The following is a 20,180-nucleotide window of genomic DNA, read 5'->3' on the forward strand; positions in this document are numbered from 1 at the left end:
AAGAGAAAATGATATCAAAGGAACAAAAAGTAAAAGCCAAAGAATTTCAAGCTCACCATCACAACAATAAAATGTTGCTAATTCCCAATGCATGGAATGCAGGATCGGCTAAAGTATTCGAAAATCAAGGATTCAAAGCTGTGGCAACCACAAGCGCAGGCATCGCCTATTCGCTTGGCTATGCAGATGGAGAAATCATAGAGCTTGATGATCTATTGTTGGTTACAAAACAAATTATCAAACGAGTAAACCTACCTCTTTCGATAGATATGGAGCGAGGATATGCTGACGATCCGTATAAAGTGAAGCAAAACATTGGCAACATTCTAAAAGCTGGCGCAGTTGGAATCAACCTGGAAGATGGTCGTCCGGATGGAAAATTAGACGATATTGAATTGCAGTTGGAAAAGATCCAGGCAATTTCTGAACTGAAAAAGGAATTGGATTTACCATTCGTAATTAATGCCAGAACTTGCGCCTTTTGGTTAAAGGTAGGAAGCCCTATAGAGAACATGGAAATGGCCATAAAACGAAGCAATGCTTTTTTAAAAGCTGGAGCCGATTGTGTATTTGTCCCTGGTTTGTTGGAAAAGAATAGCATTATCAACTTGCTTTCAAATATCGATGGTCCCTTGAATACCATTGCCAATCCTCTTTATCATGATCTGGAAGGATTGCAAAAATTGGGAGTTTCACGTTTAAGTTTGGGATCGGGACCAGTACGAGCCAGCTATGCCAAACTTATTCAAACCAGTAATGAGATTATTGAGAAGGGTGATATCAGTAGTTTGATTGAGCATGATTTTTCATATGCCGAAGCCAATCGATATTTTGCCAAGTAAAATCACTTTTATGAATATCCGAAATCATTATGAAAAGATGAAATTGATTTGTTATCTTAAAATCCGAAAAAAAATAGCAAAAATCAGAGACTAAAATGAAATCCAAAAACAAAAAATCCAATAAGAGAAAATCATCCAAAAGAAAAATTTCATCCGTACAAATCATAGCTCTTATTGCCATTGGTATCGCATTGATATTTTTGGCAATTCAGCCAAACTTCTCCAAAAGATCTGCTAATAAAGACAGTAAGAAATTGGAAATTCCTTTCACAAAAGAAGGTGAATTATCTTTTATTAGTAAGCAGAACAACTCAACAATCAAAATCATAGATATTGAAATTGCAGAAGGTTTAGCCGAAACTGCGCAAGGTTTAATGTACCGATATTCCATGAGTGATCAACAAGGAATGTTATTTATTATGGATATTGAAAAAACACAGGATTTCTGGATGAAAGAAACCTATATTTCTCTGGACTTGATTTTCGTAAACAGTAATATGGAAATTGTAAGAATTCATGAGCGCGCTGTGCCTTTATCGGAGCAAAATATCCCATCCATTAAAAAGGCAAAATATGTAGTTGAGGTAATTGGTGGGTTCTGCGAAAAATTTAAAATTGAGGAAGGCGATAAAATAAGCTTTGAAAGAACTCGATAGCCTTTGTAGAAAATGTATTCCAACTAAAAGGTCTATGAATAGAAAATATTAATTTTCAGATAATTTAAAAAGAGCCAAGGCAATGCCTTGGCTTTACTATTGTTCAAATAGCGCAATTTCTCTTCATATTTATAATTCATACACAAAAAAAAGACACTGATAAACAGTGTCTACTGAGGTGCCATGTATAAGAATTGGCAGATCATTTTATCTAAACTAATTCGAGAACATTTTCACCAACCACAAAATCAAATACAGTCCTATTCCAAATCCAAAAACCAATACCGATACCACAAAGGCAACTCTAATAATTGTTACATCCCAGCCTAATTTCCCGCTGAGCCACTCTGATACTCCTAAAATCATATTCTTTCTTTTTTTGATGTTTACCCTAATTTAATGGTTTTTTTGGAGCTAGAATCACCTATTAGTTGAAATGGAGTATTTACATGCCCAAAAGATGGAATGAACTGATGTCAGAATTCTGCGAAGTACTTCTGCTACAGAAAAAAGCTTTTCCGCATCATATGATATACTTTCCGTGATTAAATTCATAACTTCCGAAAACCGAAATTTCATTTGTGCACGCAAAGCCAGTAGTTCCGCACCCAATTTGCATACTTCCGCACTAAGCGATAACACCTCTTTTAGTGTACGGAAGACTTTCCCCTGCGTGCGGAAAGGCTACCTTTGCGTGCGGAAGCACTTCCTGTTCGTGCGGAAGGGGTACCTCGGCGTGCGGAACAAGAAAACTTGCGTGCGGAAACACTTCCCAAGTGTGCGGAAGGGGTACCCGGCCGTGCGGAACAAGTTTCTTCGCGTGCGGAAGCACTTCCCTCCAATGCAAACAAAAATGGAGAGTACTACTACTCTCCATATTACAACTATAACTGCAAATTATTAATAAAAAAAATTGCAAAACTATTTCATACTTAAATGATCTATAAGCTAGCCTCTTCAGCTTTCGCCTTGCGATAAGCTACCATGCGCTCACGATTGTATTTGCTAATGTAGCCCTGGCGCTTTTCGTGATTATTTCGGAATACAAACTTGCCGTAATCTCGAACCTCATCCACTACCTCACGCAAAAGTGTATAGCTTCTATCTCGAGTCAGCTTAATCTCATCCTTGAAATACATTTTACCATTCACCTCACCCAATAAGGTTCCCATTCTATCGGCAATTTCGGCTGCTTTATCCAATTTTTCAATCTCAAAATTAACGGCCGTTAGCAATTCCAAATTGTCTTTGCCCAATACCGATAGGCTTGCCATATCCTGAATGGTATCTGCTTTCGAATCTCCTTCCTTAATGGCCGACAGACGCTTTAGCAAGTCCTCACGATTTCGAAAAGCAAATTCCATAAAGTCGATCAGTTCGTTATGAAGCTCATACATGATTGGAGCCTCTTTTCTCCAGTTTTCAATGGCCACTTGCTTTAATGTTTGTTTAGATTCCCAATTGGCCTGTGCTGTTCGCGTGGCACCAGTAAGGCTTAACAAACGTTCGAGCTTGGTAGCATCAAAATTAAAGGCCTGTAGCATCGGTAAATCTTGCGTAGCACGAGAATGTAACGATTCGGCCTCTCCAATAAAAATCCAATAGGGAATGTCGCAATACTTGATATTTTCTTCGGGTACTGCTTTAATTTCTTCCAGGTGATCCAGTAAATTTTGTTGATCAGACATAATAATACATTTAAAAGATTAATATTATCCTTCTCCACAAATCCTTCTCCAAAAAAGATAAATTTAAACAACTGAGATGAGTCAATTCTCAATTTTACTATAATACTAACGAAGCTATGAATAATTTTATTACTAAAAAAACTTTTTTATTGATTTTTTATTTGTACCTATCCATTTTCTATGTTCAATTAAAGCTTCTATCCCACTGCTCATGCCTGTTTAAGTCAATTTGAAATATTTAATTTTTTATGCAAAATTTATTTTTGAAAGGTTAATTTTTCTGAACTTCTTTTTCAATTACTTACAAAACACCACTTCAATAAACCCTAAATTTTATGAGAAAATCAATAATATTCTTAGTCATTAAAAAATAAAGGAAACATAGGATTTTCCCAACCAAACAAATTCCAAATAACAGGCAACATTTGCCACAATTCACAAATTATTTTACAATGCACAAAATACATTTCATAATTTATAAGATTTAAAAATCTCACTTTAAAAATACTATACAATAATGGTTTATTTGGAATGATAAAGTAAGATGTGTAAATTCGGGATGTAGTAAATATAAATTTAAAACCAAACACTTTAATTAAAATAACTAATTCAACAATTATGGGAAATTCCCCACGCTGCCGAATGAATCCTGCAGCATGGCAAATTCTTAATATAAAGTCAAAATCTGCATAATTATTAAACAACCAATTTTATGGATCTTTTTACCAACACTCAATGTGACAACCAAAAGGAAAAGCTGAATAAAAGTGAACCTGAAGTCATCGTAAATGTCGATTACTTTAAAGAGCAAAATAAAATATTTGAGAATACTAACAATAGCAACCCATTTTACGATAAAAATGTGCTTTTCAGTAAAAAATTAAAAGGTAATAAGTACTCTGAATTTCAAATAATCGGAAACTTCGGAGGATGGGCTGATGACAGTGAGTTAACAATTGAAACTGACTATTATATAATTTCAAATACTTTAATGAATGAGATAAAAAGTAATCCTCTGCATCCGATTATTGAAAATTTAAATAATGTACTTAATGTCTATTCTGCCGCAGAAAAAAAGAAAATTAGAAATTATAAGTATAAAAATCTTCAGATTATAAGCGAAGAATCTTTTCTAAGGTTTGTGGAGAATCGATGTAAAGAAATTAACGATACAGTCACTTTGAACCTTATAAACAAATTGAAATAATCATGAAAAAAATAGATTTTGTAGCCATTGATTTTGAGCATGCCGTACCATTTAAAGGCAGTATCTGTTCTGTAGGGATTGTTTCATTCCATAATGGCAATATTGTTGATGAATTTTCAACTCTAGTTCAACCTCCAAACAATGAATATAGTCCATTTACTATAAAGGTGCATGGTATAACACCAGATTGCACCAAAAATGCCCCAAGTTTTATAGAAGTATATCCGGAAATAAGAAAAAGAATTAAAGATTGTACTGTAGTGGCACATAACGCTTTTAGTACGGATAAAGCTTGTTTAGAACAGGCTATGGAGTTTAATGAAATAAATGAAAACTTAGGAATTAATTGGCAGTGCACTTACGCAATAACAAAAGCAAAGCTTAATACTGTAGCTAAAGTTTGCGATATCCAATTAAATCATCATGAGGCACTCTCGGATGCCAAGGCTTGTGGAATAATATATGAGCTTTTTAAAAGTAAGAAACTACCAATAGAAGCAATCAATAAAGAATGTTGCCAGCAGAAAAAAAAATCTACACACAACTATTATCAGAAAGAAAGATTAAAAGGAGACATCTTTAAACCAGATTTTGAAAATGCCACAAATAAATCAAATCCTTTCTTTATGAAGAAAGTCGTTATTACAGGTTTCTCGACACCCCAAAAAAAGGAAATTGCAACCGAACTTAAATTATTAGGTGCAGATATCGACTCAGGCGTTACTAAAAGGACTAACTTTTTAATAACGGGTGAGAATGTTGGTCCTTCGAAATTAGCGAAAATGAAAAAAAATATTGATGAAGGAAAGGAAGCTAAGATCTTAAAATTTGAAGAATACGAAACTCTAAAAGAAGAAAAAATTCAATATGATTGATAAATTAAATTACATGTTACAAAAGCTCGACCTGTTGAAGGAAAGGTTTGATGTAGTTAGAGAAAAAGAAGAAAAGTTTAATATCTTTTCTGTTCTTCATAAAGAACATGATGAAAGAAGATTACACTCTCGTTTTATTGCAGCATTACTAGATCCTTTTGGATCCCATGAATTAAAAGATCTATTCTTACAAGAGTTCATTAGATTGTTTCCCCAGATAAAATCAGGCAATTTTTCTGACGCACAAGTCTATCCTGAAGAATGGAACAAGAAGGAAAACAACAATATCGATATTTTAGTAATTGATCGAAAATCTAGGCACGCTATAATAATTGAAAATAAAATATATGCAGGCGATAGCAACAATTCATCAGGTGGTCAATTAGAAAGGTATTTTAAACATGTTCGAGATGCAGAAGGAATTCCGCAAGAGAATATAAATGTCTTCTATCTTACTCTTGATGGACATCTACCATCAGGGGAAAGCTTAGGTGAATTTGAATGCTTGGAGAATATAAATGGGAATTGCATCTCTTATGAGAATGAAGTTATCAAATGGTTAGACATCTGTATTAAAGAGGTATCAAATAAACCATTTATTAGAGAATCGATTCTTCAGTACAAAAAAATTTTAAATAAAATGTGTAATAACGAAACTGAATTAGAAGAAAGAAAAAAAATAAAAGACACTATTGCCTTATCAAAGGAAACAATGGATGCAACCAAATACTTGATAGATAATTTCAAGCATGTAAAGTGGCATACCATATATGAATTTTGGGAAGAATTAGAAAACAATATAGAAAACAGAGGTTATGAAATTATTGAACAAATGGATGAAGAAGCAATTACTTACATTGCCCATTATTCTGAAAACAAAAAATATGAAGACGGTGGAGTTCGGTTTCGCATATTGCCAGGATTAGTTGCATACGTGTGGCATGAAAAAAATGAATACTTGTTTTGGGGATTTGAAAAAGAAGAAATAGACAGTTCGTATTCTTCTAAACTAACAGATCTGGGCAAATTGGGTATGATTCACGAAAGAAAAATTGACTGGTGGAACTATTTCGAATTTTCCGATAATGATAAACTCTTCTTAAAGGATTTTTCTTATCAAAAAACATTCGATCTTATTGATGCCGGATTAAGAAGTAACACAATAGAAGAATTGCTTAATGGCATAGAGAAATTTATGAGAGAACAACTAAAACTTGAGATTGTAAAAATTAACGCAAGCATTTAGCTAATCATTTATAACGAAAAAAGAACATACAAAAGAGATCAAATCACAAAAAAAGAAAAAATGTTCATCGTAAATCTAACATACAAAAGCAAACTGGATCAAATTGACCAATTTTTGAATGCTCACATTGAGTTTTTAAATGAGCAATACGAGTTGGGAAATTTTCTGGCATCGGGACGAAAAATACCAAGAACCGGAGGAATCATTCTATCGAATGTTGCTTCGAAATCGGAATTGGAAGCAATTATCGAAAAAGATCCTTTCAAACAGAACAATTTGGCAAATTATGAAGTGACTGAATTTGTTCCGAGCAAAACCTGCGAGGAATTGGAATTTTTAAATGAAAATAGGTAATGAAAACATTATTGAATCTTGTATTATTGGTATTAAGCTCAATTGCAGCTTATTCTCAGGCAGACTACAGAAAAATATATGAGTATGGGGAATACCAAGAGGATTGGGCAAAAGTAAAATCGATTACTGGTACTTATGGAATGATAGACCGAAGTGGAAAAGAAGTTGTTCCTGCGGTTTATAAGAAAATAGAAAAATTCACCAGAGATAATGGGAATTTAGCATTGGTGAAATCAATTACCGGTGAATATGGAATGATCAATAAAAGTGGTAAGGAAGTGATCCCTGCGAATTATTCAAAAATCGGGAGATTTAATGAAGTTGAAGAAGGATTGGCATTGGTCAAATCGATTACTGGTACTTATGGAATGATAGACCGAAGAGGAAAAGAAGTTATTCCTGCAGTTTATAAGAAAATAGAAAAGTTCACCAGAGATAATGGGAATTTAGCATTGGTGAAATCAATTACTGGTGAATATGGAATGATTAATAAAAGTGGTAAGGAAGTGATCCCTGCGGATTATTCAAAAATTGGAAGATTTAATGAAATTGAAGAAGGATTAGCATTGGTTAAATCTATAGTCGATGCTTATGGCTTTGTTGATAAAAATGGGAATGAAATCGTTGAACCAATTTATTCACTCGAACAGATAGAATCAAAACAGTATAAGGTAATCGAAAATTAAACTCTCCTATTTGAGGAAATTATAAGCATACAAAGCCAATCACATGAACACAACACTAAAAAAATCACTGGAACAAGAAAGCACAGATGAATTGTTCTTTTATTTCAGACACGATGGTGCCTACAATTTTGAAAAGAAAATAATCGCAGGTAAACTCTTAAAAGAAAGAGGTTTCGACAGACAAATCCTTCAAGAAGAGAAGCAGCTATGCATTGAAGAATTGCAAGCTGATTTAAAAGAAGGCGAAACCCCTGGCCTATTGTTCAAGAAAAGCCAACAAGAAGTTTTTAGAAAACTGCTAAGCTGGTTGGTAATGTTTTTGCTTTTCATGTCAATAGAAATCGTTGTGAATGTAACGCAAGCAGAAAAGGATTGGGAATCAATGGGAATTGTTTTTGCCATTGGTCTTAGCTTGCTTGCATACAGCTTTTTTTTCTACAAAAAGCACATCAACAAATTGATGCATGAAGGTGCCAAAAACAATGAATTACTTCGTCTTCGCCTGAGCTATATTCAGAAGGAGTGGGATTTTTAGAAAAGAATCAGAAGGATTCATTAAATGTTTGAAGAACCATTATATAACAAAAAGAAACAACTAACATCCTTATATGAAACACACTACCCTTACTCTACTTATTTTATTCTTATTTCAAGCTTTGTACGCTCAAGTAGATTATCATTCAAAGTATAGAGAGGCAATAGCATCCATTGAAAAGAACTATGCTGGCTTTAAGGATAAAACGGCAGAAAAAGAAGATTATTACGAATACTTTAAAGCGGAATTAGAGAAAGATTCCATTAGAGGTTTATCAACCTTAAAAAAGAGATTAAAAACCTACATTTCTTTTTTCGATGACAATCACTTAAAGCTTTACGAATTTGATGCCGAAAAGTATGTGGCGAAAAAACAATACAAAATCAAAGCGTTTAATTTCAAAATGCTGGATGATAATACATGTTATCTTAAAATTCCTCACTTCATGTACAAAAGCAGAGTAGATAGTTTAATTAACCATTCAATCGACTCTATATCCAGTAAAAAGAATTTAATCATTGACATTAGAGGCAATGGTGGTGGTGGAGATGATTCATTTTCCAGTATACTCCCAATTATCGCAACAAACGATATGTATATTAGAAATATTGAATTTTTGGCTACAAAAGCCAACTGGGAGTTTGTTAATTCTGTATTGGATATTGGAAAATGGAAAGAGGAATATGATGATCAGATGATACCTGCTCCTTGGATATCAAGCAGGAAGTTCTTGGTAAAAGGTAACGACGAAATAAATGGTGTAAATGAATTCCCCAAAAATGTGGCTGTATTGGTAGATAGAGAAGTTGGAAGTGCTGGTGAACAATTCTTATTCTGTGCAAAACAAAGTTTTAAGGTGAAAGTATTTGGCGAAAACACAGGTGGAACAATAGATTACAGCAATTGTAGACACTTCAAGGTGATAAAAGATAAAATTTACATACAAGCACCAACCACAAAATTTAGTGGTTTACCTGTAAACCAAATTGACAAACATGGAATTGCTCCCGATTTTTACCTTAACAAAGAAAATCAAATAGAACAGGTATTGAAGTATTTTGAGATTTGGAGGTAAATCCAATAGCATATATTTCTTTAAACTTCTTTTGTGTAAGAATATTGCGATTGAAAAAAATCAGTATCTTCAAAATTGGAATTACTTACCAGTCAATAAATAATTGAGAACATGAGAAAAACAATTGAAATACTGATTCTACTCCTGGTTGTAATGGCTTGTAGTGACAAGTCAAATAAATATCCTATTAAGCAAGCAAATTGGGAAAGCAAAGAAATCAAGATCGACAGTATAGAGAAGTATTTTCATGGAAAAACGTACCTGCCGGTTTATTCTCACATCTATCATCATCACGAACACAGAACATTTGATCTTACCACAACGGTAAGCATCCGCAATGTATCGGTTAGCGATTCAGTTTTTCTATTAAAAGCAAATTATTACAATACAATTGGTGAAAATATCAGGCAATACCTAAAAAATCCAATTTATTTAAAGCCATTGGAAACTTTGGAAATTATCATCGAAGAGCAAGATACTGAGGGAGGTTCTGGTGCGAACTTTATTTTTGACTGGGCCATGAACAATGATAAAAATCCCCCACTATTTGAAGCTGTAATGATTTCTACCTCTGGTCAACAAGGTCTTTCTTACACAACAAGAGGAGTTCAAGTATTTGAATAAACGTGTTTTTAAGACTCTTGTTATCCCCTAAAAAAGACTATTACTCACAACCGATCTTTAAGTACAAATGAAAATATTTAGAAAGAGCCAAGACAATATCTTGGCTTTTCATTTTAAATATAATCAGTATCAGATTCTAAAACTACTAAAGGTATTGACAGCTTCTCTGCCCGATCCACTCATCATTCACATATTTTTAACAAATCTTTTTTTGGAAATACAATCATGCGTGCATATATTTGCACACGTAAACAAATTAATAAAGCATGCCAGAGAAGTTATATCAGGGAATTGATCAGACTATTAATTCGAAATTCTTTATCACCTTTTTCGATCCTGTTCGTTTCGAATTGGTAAATTTTCTGTCGAGCTACGAGTGGTTGAATATCGGTGAGATAGCGGAGAACTTTCCACAGGATAGATCGGTTATTTCGCGCCATTTGGATCAAATGTATCAACAAAACATTCTTATTAAGGAGAAAAGATCGAAGTTTATTTATTATCAGTTGAATTGTGAATACGTCACAAAGATGTTTGAGAATACTTCGGCTGAATTAAGAAAATTGATGAATACATGTACATCTAACGATTAAAAAATTTAGGTTCTTGCGTGCATATTTGCGCACACAAACACAATAAATAAGGAAGAAAACAAAATCAACAAATATTTTTTAAACTTTTATGTGCATGAATGTGCACGCTAACATTAAAAACATGAAGATTTTCGCAATCCAGGGAAGTCCCAACAAAAAAGGCAGTACAGCTCATTTATTAGAGAATTATTTGAAGGGCGTTAGAGAAATTCATCCTGAAGCCGAAATACAAGAGGTATTCTTACAGAATCGAAACATTGGTTATTGTAGAGGTTGTCAGGCTTGTAAATCAGGAAAGAGTAAGCGCTGTGTATTTAAAGATGATATTTACGATTTATATCAAGACTTTGAAGAAGCTGATGTTTTCGTAATTGCATCCCCTATTTATTGGTACGATGTAAGTGGGCAAACCAAGGTTTTTATTGATAGACTTTATGGATCAGATTTCAATAACATGCACCCCAACAAACAGATCGTTCTATTAACGAGCTATGCTGGAAAAACCATTGAAGAGGCTGGAATAAATAGCGCGATTTCTATTATTGAAAGATTCGCTGATTTCTTTGGGGCTCAATTTAAGCAAAAATATATGGTTGGTACTTCCAGCAAAGAATACTATGATTCTCCTGTAAAGAATAATAAGATAGCCTTGAAAGAAGTTTATGAACTGGGCAAGCAATTGAGATTGGAAGAGACGAAATCGTTTCATTGATATTTTTTAATTTTTTACGTGCATTAATGTGCACACCAACATAAATAACATGCAAATATTAAACATTATTGGAAGTCCGAGAAAGAACGGAACTAGTGCAAGAATCGCAAAGTCGTTTGTGGAAACATCGGAAGAAAATGGAGCAAGTGTAAAGTCTTATTACCTGAATGGATTGAACTATAAAGGTTGCCAGGGATGTGAAGCTTGTCATTCAAAACTAGACAAGTGTGTATTGAAAGATGATGCGGAAGAGTTATTGGATGAGATGCGTGAAGCAGATGTAATTGTGTTTTCGAGTCCGGTTTACTACGGAGATACTACTGGTCAGTTCAAATCTTTCCTTGACAGAACATGGTCGCACGTGGATGTGAACTACGAGAATGAAAATCCATATACTTCACGCATTCCAAAAGGAAAACATGCAGTTGTTATTCTTGGTCAGGGTAATTCAGAAGATGTACACAAGGATTTGGTAGAGCGCTTTCAGATGTTCATGGACATTTATGGCCTACAATTACATGTGATTCGTGCTACAGGATTAAATGGTCAGGCCAACCAAGATGTTACAGCATTTCAGGAAGAAGCCAATATGCTCGCGAATGAATTGACAAAAGAATTGGCGAGCTAAAAGCTGTTACAAATTACGAACTAAAAAGAGATAAATCATGATTGAAAAATTAAGAACACCAGAAGATAGATTTAGCAATCTTCCCGATTACAATTTCAAAGCCAATTATATTGAAAATCTGGAAAGTTATGAAGGTTTGAGAGCTCATTATTTAGATGAAGGGAATGGCAATTCCAATGAAACCTTTTTATTCCTTCACGGAGAACCCAGCTGGAGTTACCTTTACAGGAAGATGATTCCTGTGGTTACAAAAAATGGATATCGAGCCATTGCTCCTGATTTGTTTGGTTTTGGAAAGTCTGACAAGCCTATAGATGAAGACACGTACACCTTTGACTTTCATCGTAATTTTCTAATCCGCCTTATCGAAAGATTGGATTTAAAAAATATTACATTGGTATGTCAAGATTGGGGCGGACTTCTAGGTTTAACACTGCCTATGGATATGCCGGAACGCTTCAAGCGACTTCTGATTATGAATACGGCATTAATTAATGGACAACCTGCAGGTCCGGTATTTGCTGAATGGAAACACGAAATAACTTCTCAGAAAAATGTTGATTTGGTGAAGCTTTTCAAAAAACACGCACCCGGAATACGTGATGATGAAGCTGAAGCGTATGAAGCTCCTTTCCCAGATGCAACTTACAAAGCTGGGGTAAGAAAATTCCCACATTTGGTAGCAGAAAAACCTGATATGGATGGAGTTGAAACATCTTTAAAGGCTGCAGACTATTGGAATAAAGAATGGAAGGGAGAAACATTCATGGCTGTTGGCATGAAAGATCCTATGTTAGGTCCACCGGTAATGGCATATATGAAAGAATTAATAAATGACTGTCCTGAGCCTCTTGAAATTACTGAAGGCGGACACTTTGTGCAGGAAGCAGATGGAGAAATTATTGCCCAGAAGGCATTGGAACATTTTGATTTGATTAATTAATAAATTTCTATCAATGAAAATATTACATTTGGTTTTTCATCCTGATTTAAAAGAATCAAGAGTCAATAGAATCTGGAAGGAACAACTTGAGGAAAGTGGAAAAATAACTACATCAAGAGATATATACTTAGAGTATCCGGACTTCCAGATTGATATTGAAAAGGAACAACAATTTTTACTGGAACACGACAGAATTATAATACAGTTTCCCATGTACTGGTGGTCAGTTACTCCTCTTCTAAAAAAATGGTTTGATGATGTACTTCAATATCAATTTGCATATGGAAATAAGGGAGATAAACTGAAAGGCAAGGATATGCAAATTATTACCTCCGTTGGTGGACAGGCTAAAAACTACAACGGTTTTCACATGTTTGCAAGTGTGCCTGAATTACTGAAGCCTATGCAACTAACTGCTAACCTGGCTAAAATGAATTACGCTCAACCTCTCTATATGTTTAATGCTGATGCTTGTTCTGATGAGGAAGTCAAAAAGTTCGGTGAGAATTGGGTTGAGTTAATTGATGACCCAAGAAGAGGTGATGGTCTTAAGTATACAAACGAGAAACTACACAGCGAGTTGATTGATGTATATCAGCAACTTGGATTGGATTAAATTTATCTCAATAATATACCGCACGAGAAAACTCGTGCGGTAAACTTATAAAATGGTTGATAGTTAGAGTCAAGGGATTACCTTGGCTTTATTGTAAGGATTCCAGAAACTCGCTTGCGTTTCCGTTTTCCAATGCTTTGATAAATGCGGTTCCGATTATGGCACCATTTGAAAAGCTTGCTGCATGTTGGAAGCTTGCTTTATCGTGAATTCCGAAACCGATAAGAGATGGAATATCAAGGGCTGCTATTTTCTTGAAGTAATCCTCACGCTCTTTGCTGGCTTGCAATGCCCCACCAGTTGTAGAAGCTGTAGAAACCATATATAGAAATCCACTTGCAGCTTTCTCAATTGTCCCCAATCTCTTATCGGTAGTCTGCGGTGTTACCAACAAGACATTGTGCACCCCTGCTGCCTCGAATTTTGCTTTGTACTCTTCCAAAGGCAAATCGGGTAAGATTACGCCATCAATTCCTACCTTTTGGCATTCTGCAAGAAAAGCATCAATGCCAAATTTGTAAACGGTATTCCAGTAGCCCATTAATATTAAAGGCATGGTTATGCTTTTTCGTGCATCCTGCAATTGATCAAACAAAAGCTGTAAGGTCATGCCATTATCTAAGGCCTGTTTGGCCGCTGTTTGAATTACTGGTCCATCCGCCAAAGGATCGGAAAAAGGGATACCAATTTCTACCAGGTCAACACCTTTATCCTGCAAGAGCTGTAATGTTGGAAGTGTATCTTCCAGTTTAGGATATCCCGCAGGGAAATAGATGGATAAGATATCCTTTTGTTTATTTTGAAATAATTGATCTATTCGATTCATATCTAATTATTAATTATAAATGATGAATTATGAATGAACTCAAATATTAATCTTCATTATAACTTTTAGTATTTGTTTATAATTCAGAATTAATAATTCATAACTCATAATTAAGCAAAGCGTTTCATGTATGTTTCCATATCCTTATCCCCACGTCCTGAAAGATTAAGCACAACCACATCGTCTTTTTTGAACTGCATTTTCTCCAGTGCAGCCAGTGCGTGTGCCGATTCTAGTGCAGGAATAATTCCTTCTGATTCTGCCAATACTTTAGCGGCGTTTAGGGCCTCTTCATCGGTAGCTGATAAGAATTGTGCTCTTCCCGAAACTGCTAGGTGTGCATGCAATGGGCCAACTCCTGGGTAATCTAATCCTGCAGAAATTGAGTAAGGCTCGGTAATTTGTCCGTCATCATCCTGCATTAGCATGGTTTTACTTCCGTGGATAAAGCCGATATCGCCAATGGTAATGGTTGCGGCAGTTTCACCACTATCTACTCCCAAACCAGAGGCTTCAACGGCTAACAGATTCACATCTTTCTCGTTCAGGTAATGGTAAAATGCTCCGGCAGCATTACTTCCTCCACCAACACATGCAATTACATAGTTCGGATTTGGATTTCCTGTCTCTTTTTCCAACTGCTCACGAATTTCTTCCGAAATAATCGATTGTAAGCGGGTTACCAAATCAGGATAAGGATGTGGTCCAACCACCGATCCAATCAGGTAGAATGATTCCGGGTTTGCAATCCAATCACGAATGGCTTCATTGGTAGCATCTTTCAAGGTTTGATTTCCAGAGATTGCAGGAACTACCTTCGCTCCCAACATTTTCATACGTGCCACATTGGGTGCTTGTCTTTCTACATCAAGCGCGCCCATATACACCACACATTCCAAACCAAACAAGGCACAAACCGTAGCAGTTGCCACCCCATGCTGACCTGCTCCCGTCTCGGCAATGATTCTCTTCTTGCCCATGTACTTGGCCAATAGAATCTGTCCAATGGTATTGTTGATTTTATGTGCTCCGGTGTGAGTTAAATCTTCACGTTTCAGGTAGATATTGGTTCCATATCGTTTTGAAAGATTTCCTGCTTTGGTCAATGGTGTTGGACGACCAACATAGTTATCCAACAAACGAGCATAGTCTTTCTTGAATTGCTCGGAAGCTAATATCTTAAGGTAATTCTCTTGCAGTTCATCAACATTCTTACGAAGCAATTCAGGAATGTAAGCTCCACCGAACTCTCCATAGTAACCTCTTTCGTTAACTGCATATTTATCTTTGTTCATTGTATTCAATTCTAATTTGTTTAGGAAGATCTCCAATTGATCTGCATTTTTCCTAGCTGGTTGTAATTCAAATCCCGAGTTCAGATCTAAAGCATAAAGCTTGTCGTGTTGTAATTCTTTGATTTGCTCAGCATCTTGAACTCCGATTCCTCCACTCAAGAAAAATGGTGTAGTTCCTTTATAGTTTTCCAATACCTTCCAGTTGAATTTTCTGCCGCTACCTCCATAGTTTTCAGTTTTGGTATCGAACAGGAAGAAATCACAAGCATTTTCGTATTCATTTAAGGTATTAAATTGAAAGCTATCATTCATTTGAAAGGCTTTAATCACCTCAAAACCTGCCGCTTTTACCTTTTTGCAGTATTCAGCTGATTCACCACCATGCAACTGCATGGCATCCAGCTTGTATTTCTTTCCTTTTGCCAATAAGGCATCCAATTCTTCATTCACAAATACACCAACTTTGCGTGTGCTTTCAGGAAAGATGGCAGGAATAGCAGGATCGAACTCATCTCCTACATATCTTGGTGATTTTGGGTAGAAGATAAAGCCTGCATAATCGATTGGCAGCTTTACCAACTCCTTGATGTTCTTGCTATATTTTAATCCACAAACTTTGATTTTCATTTTGGCAATAGAGATTCAATTGTTATTAACTCATTTAATAAAACATTCTCTTATTTCGTCGCATTTAAATTTCTTCTACTAACAAATTCATCAGTTGCGACGATTAAGTGATATTATTTCATCCCACGAGTTTCACTCGTGGTTATTCATGTTTTCTCCCTTCGGGAGATATTTTATTAATTGCTAATCTCTCTGATTAGCTCCTTGCAGGCGTCGCCAGGAGAATCTTGTTTCATAAAGTATTCGCCCATCAGGAATGCTTGAAATCCTTTATCTCTCATTTCTTTTACGATATCTGAGTTACTTAAGCCACTCTCTGCCACGCGAATCATATCTTCAGGTAACTTGCTGGCCAGTTGAATGGATTTATCGGTATCAACAGCAAATGTCTTTAGATTTCGGTTGTTAATTCCTACCAAATCGACAAACTTGTTTACATGAGCAAGTTCTGATTCATCGTGTAGTTCCAACAATACTTCCATACCCAACTCCTTTGCCAGAAAAGCAAAATCCTTACAACGCTGTGGCGTTAGAATGGCTGCAATCAGAAGAATTACATCTGCTCCCATTGCTTTCGATTGGTAAATCTGGTAAGGATCAACAATGAACTCTTTGCGCAGAAGTGGAATCTGTAATGTTTTTCTTGCAGTGTCAAAGTCTTCGGTCTTTGCGCCAAAGAAACTCTCATCCGTCAGTACCGAAACCATTGATGCACCAGCTAGTTGGTACTTTCCAACCACCTCATCAGGAGTAGCATTTCCATTGATCACACCCTTTGAAGGAGATTGACGCTTGAATTCAGCAATCACACCTGAAGCACCTGCTTTCGTGATTGATTCCTTAGCAGAATAGCATTTGCGTTTGAAATTCTCCTCGCTCATCACCTGGTAAATAGGCTGCTTCATCTTTTGAACAGCAACTTCAGACAATTTCTTCTCAACGATTCGATCTAATATATTTGGTTTTGCACTCATCTTCTACTTCGTTAATTTCTTCAACACCTCATATGCCTTTCCAGATTCTAAAGACTCAGTCGCTCTTGCCATTGCATCTCCCCTGCTAATTTCAGGATGCAGACAGTGAATTGCCAATCCTGCATTTCGAGTAACCACGGCATTCTGCGCATCGGTTCCTTCTCCTTTTAGAATATCTGTAAATATCTTAGCTGCCTGTGCTACACTTTCTCCACCATGCAATTCAGTAGGATCTAATTTTCTATAGCCCAAATCTTCTGGCTCCAACAACTCTTCCATTCCATTTCCAATCAGTTTTACCTTATCGGTTAATGAAACCTCATCGTATCCATCAATACCATGAATGATGGTGTATTTTGAATCGGTTTGTTGTAATAGATACTGGTACAAACGTGCCAACTCCAAATCGAACACTCCTACAATTTGATGCTTAGGTCGAGATGGATTCACCAAGGGTCCCAGCATGTTAAAGAAAGTTCGTACTCCCAAGTTACGACGAATTGGAGCAATATTCTTCATGGCAGGATTGAATATTGGCGCATGCAAAAAACAAATACCCGCTTTGCCCAAATCTCTTTTCAGATCTTCTTCCTTGCTTTTAAACTGGTAGCCTAATTCTTCCATCACATTTGAAGAGCCACTTAATGAAGAAACGCCGTAGTTCCCGTGTTTGGTAACCATTTCGCCTGCTCCTGCCACAACAAATGATGCTAAGGTTGATATATTAAAGGTATTCTTGCCATCGCCACCTGTTCCACACAAATCAACTCCATTGTATTCCGACAAATCAACAGGAATTCCAAGCTCTAGTAATGCCTCACGAAAACCGGTCAGCTCTTCTACGGTAATGCTACGCATCATGAAAACCGTTAGAAAAGAGGTGATTTGAAATTCATTGAATTCCCCTTTGGTAATCTGAATCAGAACCTCCTTGGCTTCTTCCCTTTTCAGACTCTTGTGTTCGAATAGGTGTTGTAGTATATTGCGCATTTTCAATTATTTATCTTTGATTTAAATCTTATTCTCTGTTCTCTTTTGATCCAGCTTCAAGTCTCAAGTCACAAGTTTCAAGTTTATAAAACCTGATCTTGGAGCTTGAAGCTTGTAACTTGAAGCTTATTTTGCCAGCCAATTCTCAATCATTTTCATTCCTTCAGGCGTTAGAACCGATTCAGGATGAAACTGAACACCTTCTACATCGTACTCTTTGTGACGAATTCCCATGATTGCACCTTCCGAATCACGACAAGTAATTTCCAGACAATCAGGCAAACCCTTTTCAACCACATTCCACGAGTGATATCTGGCTGCTTTAAATTCCTGATCAATTCCTTTTAAAACTCCTTGATCAGATGCAGTTCTGAATACCGAAGTTGCTACCCCATGATAAACCTTATTCAAATTCTCAATGCTACCACCAAATACCTCTGCAATAGCTTGTTCTCCCAAGCAAACTCCTAAAATGGATTTTGTAGCAGCATACTCTTTAATCAAGTCTTTCAGAATGCCAGCTTCATCAGGAATACCTGGTCCTGGCGACAATAAGATCTTATCGTACTTGGCTACTTCTTTCAGTTCAATTTCCCTATTTCTGTAAACTTCAATATCATCAGCTCCCAGCTTTCGCAGATATTCAACCAAATTATAGGTGAACGAATCGTAATTATCTAATACCAAAATTTTCATAGTCTAAATATTTTGTGCCAATTCCATTGCTTTACGCAAAGCTGCCAGCTTGTTACTAACCTCGTTTAATTCACTTTCTTCGCTTGATTTCTCAACCACTCCTGCGCCAGCCTGATAGTACAATGTATTGTTCTTGCTTAAGAAACTACGAATCATTATGGCTTGGTTTACTTCTCCGTTAAACCCTAAAGATCCAATACATCCACCATAGAAACCACGTGCTGTTGGCTCATACTGATCAATCAATTGCATAGCTCTGTATTTTGGTGCTCCTGATAAGGTACCTGCAGGGAAAGTATCTCCCATCAACTGGAAAGGATTATAATCATCAGATAATTCGCCAGAAACTTTAGATACCAAGTGAATTACATGTGAGAAATATTGTACTTCTCTGAATGTCTCTACTTTAATATTTTGTGCATCACGACTCAAATCATTTCGGGCCAGATCCACCAACATTACATGTTCGCTTTGCTCCTTTTCATCATTCAGCAGTTCCTCGGCCAAAGCTGCATCTTTTACTGCATCGCCAGTTCGTCTAAAGGTTCCTGCAATTGGGTGAATGTATGCTTTCTTGTTCTTGATTTCGATTTGAGCCTCAGGTGAAGACCCCATAATTCGGTACGATCCGTAATCGAAATAGAACAAATAAGGCGATGGATTAATTGATCGAAGTGCACGATACAAGTTAAAATCATCCCCTTTATAATCATGAGAAAACTGTCTGGAAAGAACAATTTGAAAAACATCTCCTCTTCTGCAATGTTGCTTTCCTTTGCTTACCATATCCATGTAGGCTTGGTCGTCCATATTCGATTGCTCCTGTCCTTCCAATGAGAAAGTAAAAGCAGGTAGAGTTCTGTTTCTCAACAAATCAGACACCTCACGAATTCTGGATTCATTTCCATTCTCAACCAACTCAATTATCTTCAAGGTATTGTTAAAGTGGTTTACCTCAATAATAAAGCGATAAAGAGAATAGCGCATTTGTGGAATTCCAGATTGTTTTTTATCTGTATTAAAGTCTAAATCCTCGAAAAAAGGAACAGAATCGTAAGCTGTATATCCAAAAAGAGCATTTGCCTTGGTCACATTCTCTTTGTCTTCCAAGTCGAACTGATTTACAAAAGCTTTCAAACGATCTGAAACAAACCTCTTGCCTTTTCCTTTGGCATCAATAACTTGCTTATTACCAAAAACCTCCTCAATCAAATCACCATCTTTTAATTGAATGGTAGCAATTGGTTCCAGCGCAATAAAGGAACTTGCATTTTCAGGACTGTGGTAATCCGAACTTTCCAATAGAATTGCTCCAGGAAAGCGATCTCGAAGCTTTAGGTACATACTCACTGGTGTGATTACATCGGCAAGCATTTCTTTCTTCAGGTATTTAAATTTTATCATGACTAATAGTTATTTCAGGATTGGTTTAAAAAAAAAGCGGCCTACTGAGTTTCAGTAGGCCGCTTGCTTTATCTTTTCTTTCGTTGAT

23 protein-coding genes are annotated in these 20,180 nt (G+C 36.0%); 15 read left to right on the forward strand and 8 right to left on the reverse strand.

Translation table 11 applies throughout. The features are described from left to right. Window positions 1–8 precede the first annotated feature (8 nt). The gene (locus DF185_RS06900) at window positions 9–842 is read left to right on the forward strand and encodes an isocitrate lyase/PEP mutase family protein (protein ID WP_110360002.1); all 834 of its coding nucleotides are present in this window, start codon (window positions 9–11) and stop codon (window positions 840–842) included. A 95-nt stretch (window positions 843–937) separates the two neighbouring features. Continuing rightward, complete coding sequence (locus DF185_RS06905) at window positions 938–1,498, forward strand: DUF192 domain-containing protein (RefSeq protein ID WP_110360003.1); 561 nt, start codon at window positions 938–940, stop codon at window positions 1,496–1,498. A 216-nt stretch (window positions 1,499–1,714) separates the two neighbouring features. Here the strand turns inward: DF185_RS06905 and DF185_RS06910 are convergent, their stop codons facing one another. Together DF185_RS06910 and DF185_RS06920 are read right to left on the reverse strand one after the other, a co-directional pair. Continuing rightward, entirely contained in the window at window positions 1,715–1,864 is a 150-nt protein-coding gene (locus DF185_RS06910; protein ID WP_110360004.1) for a PspC domain-containing protein, read from the reverse strand. A 575-nt stretch (window positions 1,865–2,439) separates the two neighbouring features. Then, window positions 2,440–3,186 (reverse strand): hypothetical protein, encoded by a 747-nt coding sequence (locus tag DF185_RS06920; RefSeq protein ID WP_110360006.1) that lies wholly within the window; start codon window positions 3,184–3,186, stop codon window positions 2,440–2,442. A gap of 712 nt (window positions 3,187–3,898) precedes the next feature. Between DF185_RS06920 and DF185_RS06930 the strand changes: the two genes are divergently transcribed. The 13 genes from DF185_RS06930 (at window position 3,899) to DF185_RS06990 (ending at window position 13,280) form a co-directional block, all read left to right on the forward strand. Beyond that, complete coding sequence (locus DF185_RS06930; protein WP_110360008.1) at window positions 3,899–4,393, forward strand: hypothetical protein; 495 nt, start codon at window positions 3,899–3,901, stop codon at window positions 4,391–4,393. 2 nt (window positions 4,394–4,395) lie between these two features. After that, window positions 4,396–5,268 carry an exonuclease domain-containing protein gene (locus tag DF185_RS06935; RefSeq protein WP_110360009.1) on the forward strand — a complete coding sequence of 291 codons (873 nt, stop codon included), beginning with the start codon at window positions 4,396–4,398 and terminating at the stop codon, window positions 5,266–5,268. Beyond that, entirely contained in the window at window positions 5,261–6,514 is a 1,254-nt protein-coding gene (locus DF185_RS06940; RefSeq protein ID WP_110360010.1) for a PDDEXK-like family protein, read from the forward strand. The genes DF185_RS06935 and DF185_RS06940 overlap by 8 nt, the downstream gene beginning before the upstream one ends. A 60-nt stretch (window positions 6,515–6,574) precedes the next feature. Then, on the forward strand, window positions 6,575–6,868 hold the full coding sequence (locus DF185_RS06945) for a YciI family protein (protein ID WP_110360011.1): 294 nt from the start codon (window positions 6,575–6,577) through the stop codon (window positions 6,866–6,868). Further along, window positions 6,868–7,554 carry a WG repeat-containing protein gene (locus DF185_RS06950; protein ID WP_110360012.1) on the forward strand — a complete coding sequence of 229 codons (687 nt, stop codon included), beginning with the start codon at window positions 6,868–6,870 and terminating at the stop codon, window positions 7,552–7,554. Before DF185_RS06945 ends, DF185_RS06950 begins: the two co-directional genes overlap by 1 nt. Before the next feature lie 43 nt (window positions 7,555–7,597). Beyond that, window positions 7,598–8,089 (forward strand): hypothetical protein, encoded by a 492-nt coding sequence (locus DF185_RS06955; RefSeq protein WP_110360013.1) that lies wholly within the window; start codon window positions 7,598–7,600, stop codon window positions 8,087–8,089. A 73-nt stretch (window positions 8,090–8,162) separates the two neighbouring features. After that, window positions 8,163–9,164, forward strand: a complete 1,002-nt coding sequence (locus DF185_RS06960) for a S41 family peptidase (RefSeq protein WP_110360014.1) — start codon at window positions 8,163–8,165, stop codon at window positions 9,162–9,164. A gap of 111 nt (window positions 9,165–9,275) precedes the next feature. Continuing rightward, complete coding sequence (locus DF185_RS06965) at window positions 9,276–9,788, forward strand: DUF3124 domain-containing protein (RefSeq protein WP_110360015.1); 513 nt, start codon at window positions 9,276–9,278, stop codon at window positions 9,786–9,788. A 266-nt stretch (window positions 9,789–10,054) separates the two neighbouring features. Further along, a complete protein-coding gene (locus tag DF185_RS06970; RefSeq protein WP_110360016.1) occupies window positions 10,055–10,381 on the forward strand; it encodes an ArsR/SmtB family transcription factor in 327 nt (108 codons plus the stop codon). A 121-nt stretch (window positions 10,382–10,502) separates the two neighbouring features. Further along, the gene (locus tag DF185_RS06975) at window positions 10,503–11,093 is read left to right on the forward strand and encodes a flavodoxin family protein (RefSeq protein WP_165835969.1); all 591 of its coding nucleotides are present in this window, start codon (window positions 10,503–10,505) and stop codon (window positions 11,091–11,093) included. A 49-nt stretch (window positions 11,094–11,142) separates the two neighbouring features. Further along, the gene (locus DF185_RS06980) at window positions 11,143–11,721 is read left to right on the forward strand and encodes a flavodoxin family protein (RefSeq protein ID WP_110360018.1); all 579 of its coding nucleotides are present in this window, start codon (window positions 11,143–11,145) and stop codon (window positions 11,719–11,721) included. Window positions 11,722–11,758: 37 nt separating this feature from the next. Continuing rightward, on the forward strand, window positions 11,759–12,664 hold the full coding sequence (locus DF185_RS06985; RefSeq protein ID WP_110360019.1) for a haloalkane dehalogenase: 906 nt from the start codon (window positions 11,759–11,761) through the stop codon (window positions 12,662–12,664). A 13-nt stretch (window positions 12,665–12,677) separates the two neighbouring features. Next, a complete protein-coding gene (locus DF185_RS06990) occupies window positions 12,678–13,280 on the forward strand; it encodes an NAD(P)H-dependent oxidoreductase (protein WP_110360020.1) in 603 nt (200 codons plus the stop codon). Between the two features lie 88 nt (window positions 13,281–13,368). Here the strand turns inward: DF185_RS06990 and trpA are convergent, their stop codons facing one another. From trpA to DF185_RS07020, 6 genes are all read right to left on the reverse strand, one after another. Further along, a complete protein-coding gene (trpA, locus tag DF185_RS06995; RefSeq protein ID WP_110360021.1) occupies window positions 13,369–14,106 on the reverse strand; it encodes a tryptophan synthase subunit alpha in 738 nt (245 codons plus the stop codon). Window positions 14,107–14,216: 110 nt separating this feature from the next. Then, on the reverse strand, window positions 14,217–16,028 hold the full coding sequence (gene trpB, locus DF185_RS07000) for a tryptophan synthase subunit beta (RefSeq protein WP_110360022.1): 1,812 nt from the start codon (window positions 16,026–16,028) through the stop codon (window positions 14,217–14,219). A 176-nt stretch (window positions 16,029–16,204) separates the two neighbouring features. Further along, window positions 16,205–17,002, reverse strand: coding sequence for an indole-3-glycerol phosphate synthase TrpC (gene trpC, locus DF185_RS07005; RefSeq protein WP_110360023.1), 798 nt, complete (start codon window positions 17,000–17,002; stop codon window positions 16,205–16,207). Window positions 17,003–17,005: 3 nt separating this feature from the next. Then, window positions 17,006–17,992, reverse strand: a complete 987-nt coding sequence (trpD, locus tag DF185_RS07010; protein ID WP_110360024.1) for an anthranilate phosphoribosyltransferase — start codon at window positions 17,990–17,992, stop codon at window positions 17,006–17,008. 126 nt (window positions 17,993–18,118) lie between these two features. Next, the gene (locus tag DF185_RS07015; RefSeq protein ID WP_110360025.1) at window positions 18,119–18,688 is read right to left on the reverse strand and encodes an anthranilate synthase component II; all 570 of its coding nucleotides are present in this window, start codon (window positions 18,686–18,688) and stop codon (window positions 18,119–18,121) included. Between the two features lie 3 nt (window positions 18,689–18,691). Then, window positions 18,692–20,092, reverse strand: a complete 1,401-nt coding sequence (locus DF185_RS07020) for an anthranilate synthase component I family protein (RefSeq protein ID WP_110360026.1) — start codon at window positions 20,090–20,092, stop codon at window positions 18,692–18,694. Window positions 20,093–20,180 lie beyond the last annotated feature (88 nt).

It is taken from the genome of Marinifilum breve (genome assembly GCF_003202155.1).
Classification (GTDB): domain Bacteria; phylum Bacteroidota; class Bacteroidia; order Bacteroidales; family Marinifilaceae; genus Marinifilum; species Marinifilum breve.

What these genes read in the sequence shown, in the direction of transcription:
- DF185_RS06900 (WP_110360002.1), top strand. Translation starts at nt 9, where the DNA reads ATGATATCAAAGGAACAAAAAGTAAAAGCCAAAGAATTTCAAGCTCAC.
- DF185_RS06905 (WP_110360003.1), top strand. Translation starts at nt 938, where the DNA reads ATGAAATCCAAAAACAAAAAATCCAATAAGAGAAAATCATCCAAAAGA.
- DF185_RS06910 (WP_110360004.1), bottom strand. Translation starts at nt 1,864, where the DNA reads ATGATTTTAGGAGTATCAGAGTGGCTCAGCGGGAAATTAGGCTGGGAT.
- DF185_RS06920 (WP_110360006.1), bottom strand. Translation starts at nt 3,186, where the DNA reads ATGTCTGATCAACAAAATTTACTGGATCACCTGGAAGAAATTAAAGCA.
- DF185_RS06930 (WP_110360008.1), top strand. Translation starts at nt 3,899, where the DNA reads ATGGATCTTTTTACCAACACTCAATGTGACAACCAAAAGGAAAAGCTG.
- DF185_RS06935 (WP_110360009.1), top strand. Translation starts at nt 4,396, where the DNA reads ATGAAAAAAATAGATTTTGTAGCCATTGATTTTGAGCATGCCGTACCA.
- DF185_RS06940 (WP_110360010.1), top strand. Translation starts at nt 5,261, where the DNA reads ATGATTGATAAATTAAATTACATGTTACAAAAGCTCGACCTGTTGAAG.
- DF185_RS06945 (WP_110360011.1), top strand. Translation starts at nt 6,575, where the DNA reads ATGTTCATCGTAAATCTAACATACAAAAGCAAACTGGATCAAATTGAC.
- DF185_RS06950 (WP_110360012.1), top strand. Translation starts at nt 6,868, where the DNA reads ATGAAAACATTATTGAATCTTGTATTATTGGTATTAAGCTCAATTGCA.
- DF185_RS06955 (WP_110360013.1), top strand. Translation starts at nt 7,598, where the DNA reads ATGAACACAACACTAAAAAAATCACTGGAACAAGAAAGCACAGATGAA.
- DF185_RS06960 (WP_110360014.1), top strand. Translation starts at nt 8,163, where the DNA reads ATGAAACACACTACCCTTACTCTACTTATTTTATTCTTATTTCAAGCT.
- DF185_RS06965 (WP_110360015.1), top strand. Translation starts at nt 9,276, where the DNA reads ATGAGAAAAACAATTGAAATACTGATTCTACTCCTGGTTGTAATGGCT.
- DF185_RS06970 (WP_110360016.1), top strand. Translation starts at nt 10,055, where the DNA reads ATGCCAGAGAAGTTATATCAGGGAATTGATCAGACTATTAATTCGAAA.
- DF185_RS06975 (WP_165835969.1), top strand. Translation starts at nt 10,503, where the DNA reads ATGAAGATTTTCGCAATCCAGGGAAGTCCCAACAAAAAAGGCAGTACA.
- DF185_RS06980 (WP_110360018.1), top strand. Translation starts at nt 11,143, where the DNA reads ATGCAAATATTAAACATTATTGGAAGTCCGAGAAAGAACGGAACTAGT.
- DF185_RS06985 (WP_110360019.1), top strand. Translation starts at nt 11,759, where the DNA reads ATGATTGAAAAATTAAGAACACCAGAAGATAGATTTAGCAATCTTCCC.
- DF185_RS06990 (WP_110360020.1), top strand. Translation starts at nt 12,678, where the DNA reads ATGAAAATATTACATTTGGTTTTTCATCCTGATTTAAAAGAATCAAGA.
- trpA (WP_110360021.1), bottom strand. Translation starts at nt 14,106, where the DNA reads ATGAATCGAATAGATCAATTATTTCAAAATAAACAAAAGGATATCTTA.
- trpB (WP_110360022.1), bottom strand. Translation starts at nt 16,028, where the DNA reads ATGAAAATCAAAGTTTGTGGATTAAAATATAGCAAGAACATCAAGGAG.
- trpC (WP_110360023.1), bottom strand. Translation starts at nt 17,002, where the DNA reads ATGAGTGCAAAACCAAATATATTAGATCGAATCGTTGAGAAGAAATTG.
- trpD (WP_110360024.1), bottom strand. Translation starts at nt 17,992, where the DNA reads ATGCGCAATATACTACAACACCTATTCGAACACAAGAGTCTGAAAAGG.
- DF185_RS07015 (WP_110360025.1), bottom strand. Translation starts at nt 18,688, where the DNA reads ATGAAAATTTTGGTATTAGATAATTACGATTCGTTCACCTATAATTTG.
- DF185_RS07020 (WP_110360026.1), bottom strand. Translation starts at nt 20,092, where the DNA reads ATGATAAAATTTAAATACCTGAAGAAAGAAATGCTTGCCGATGTAATC.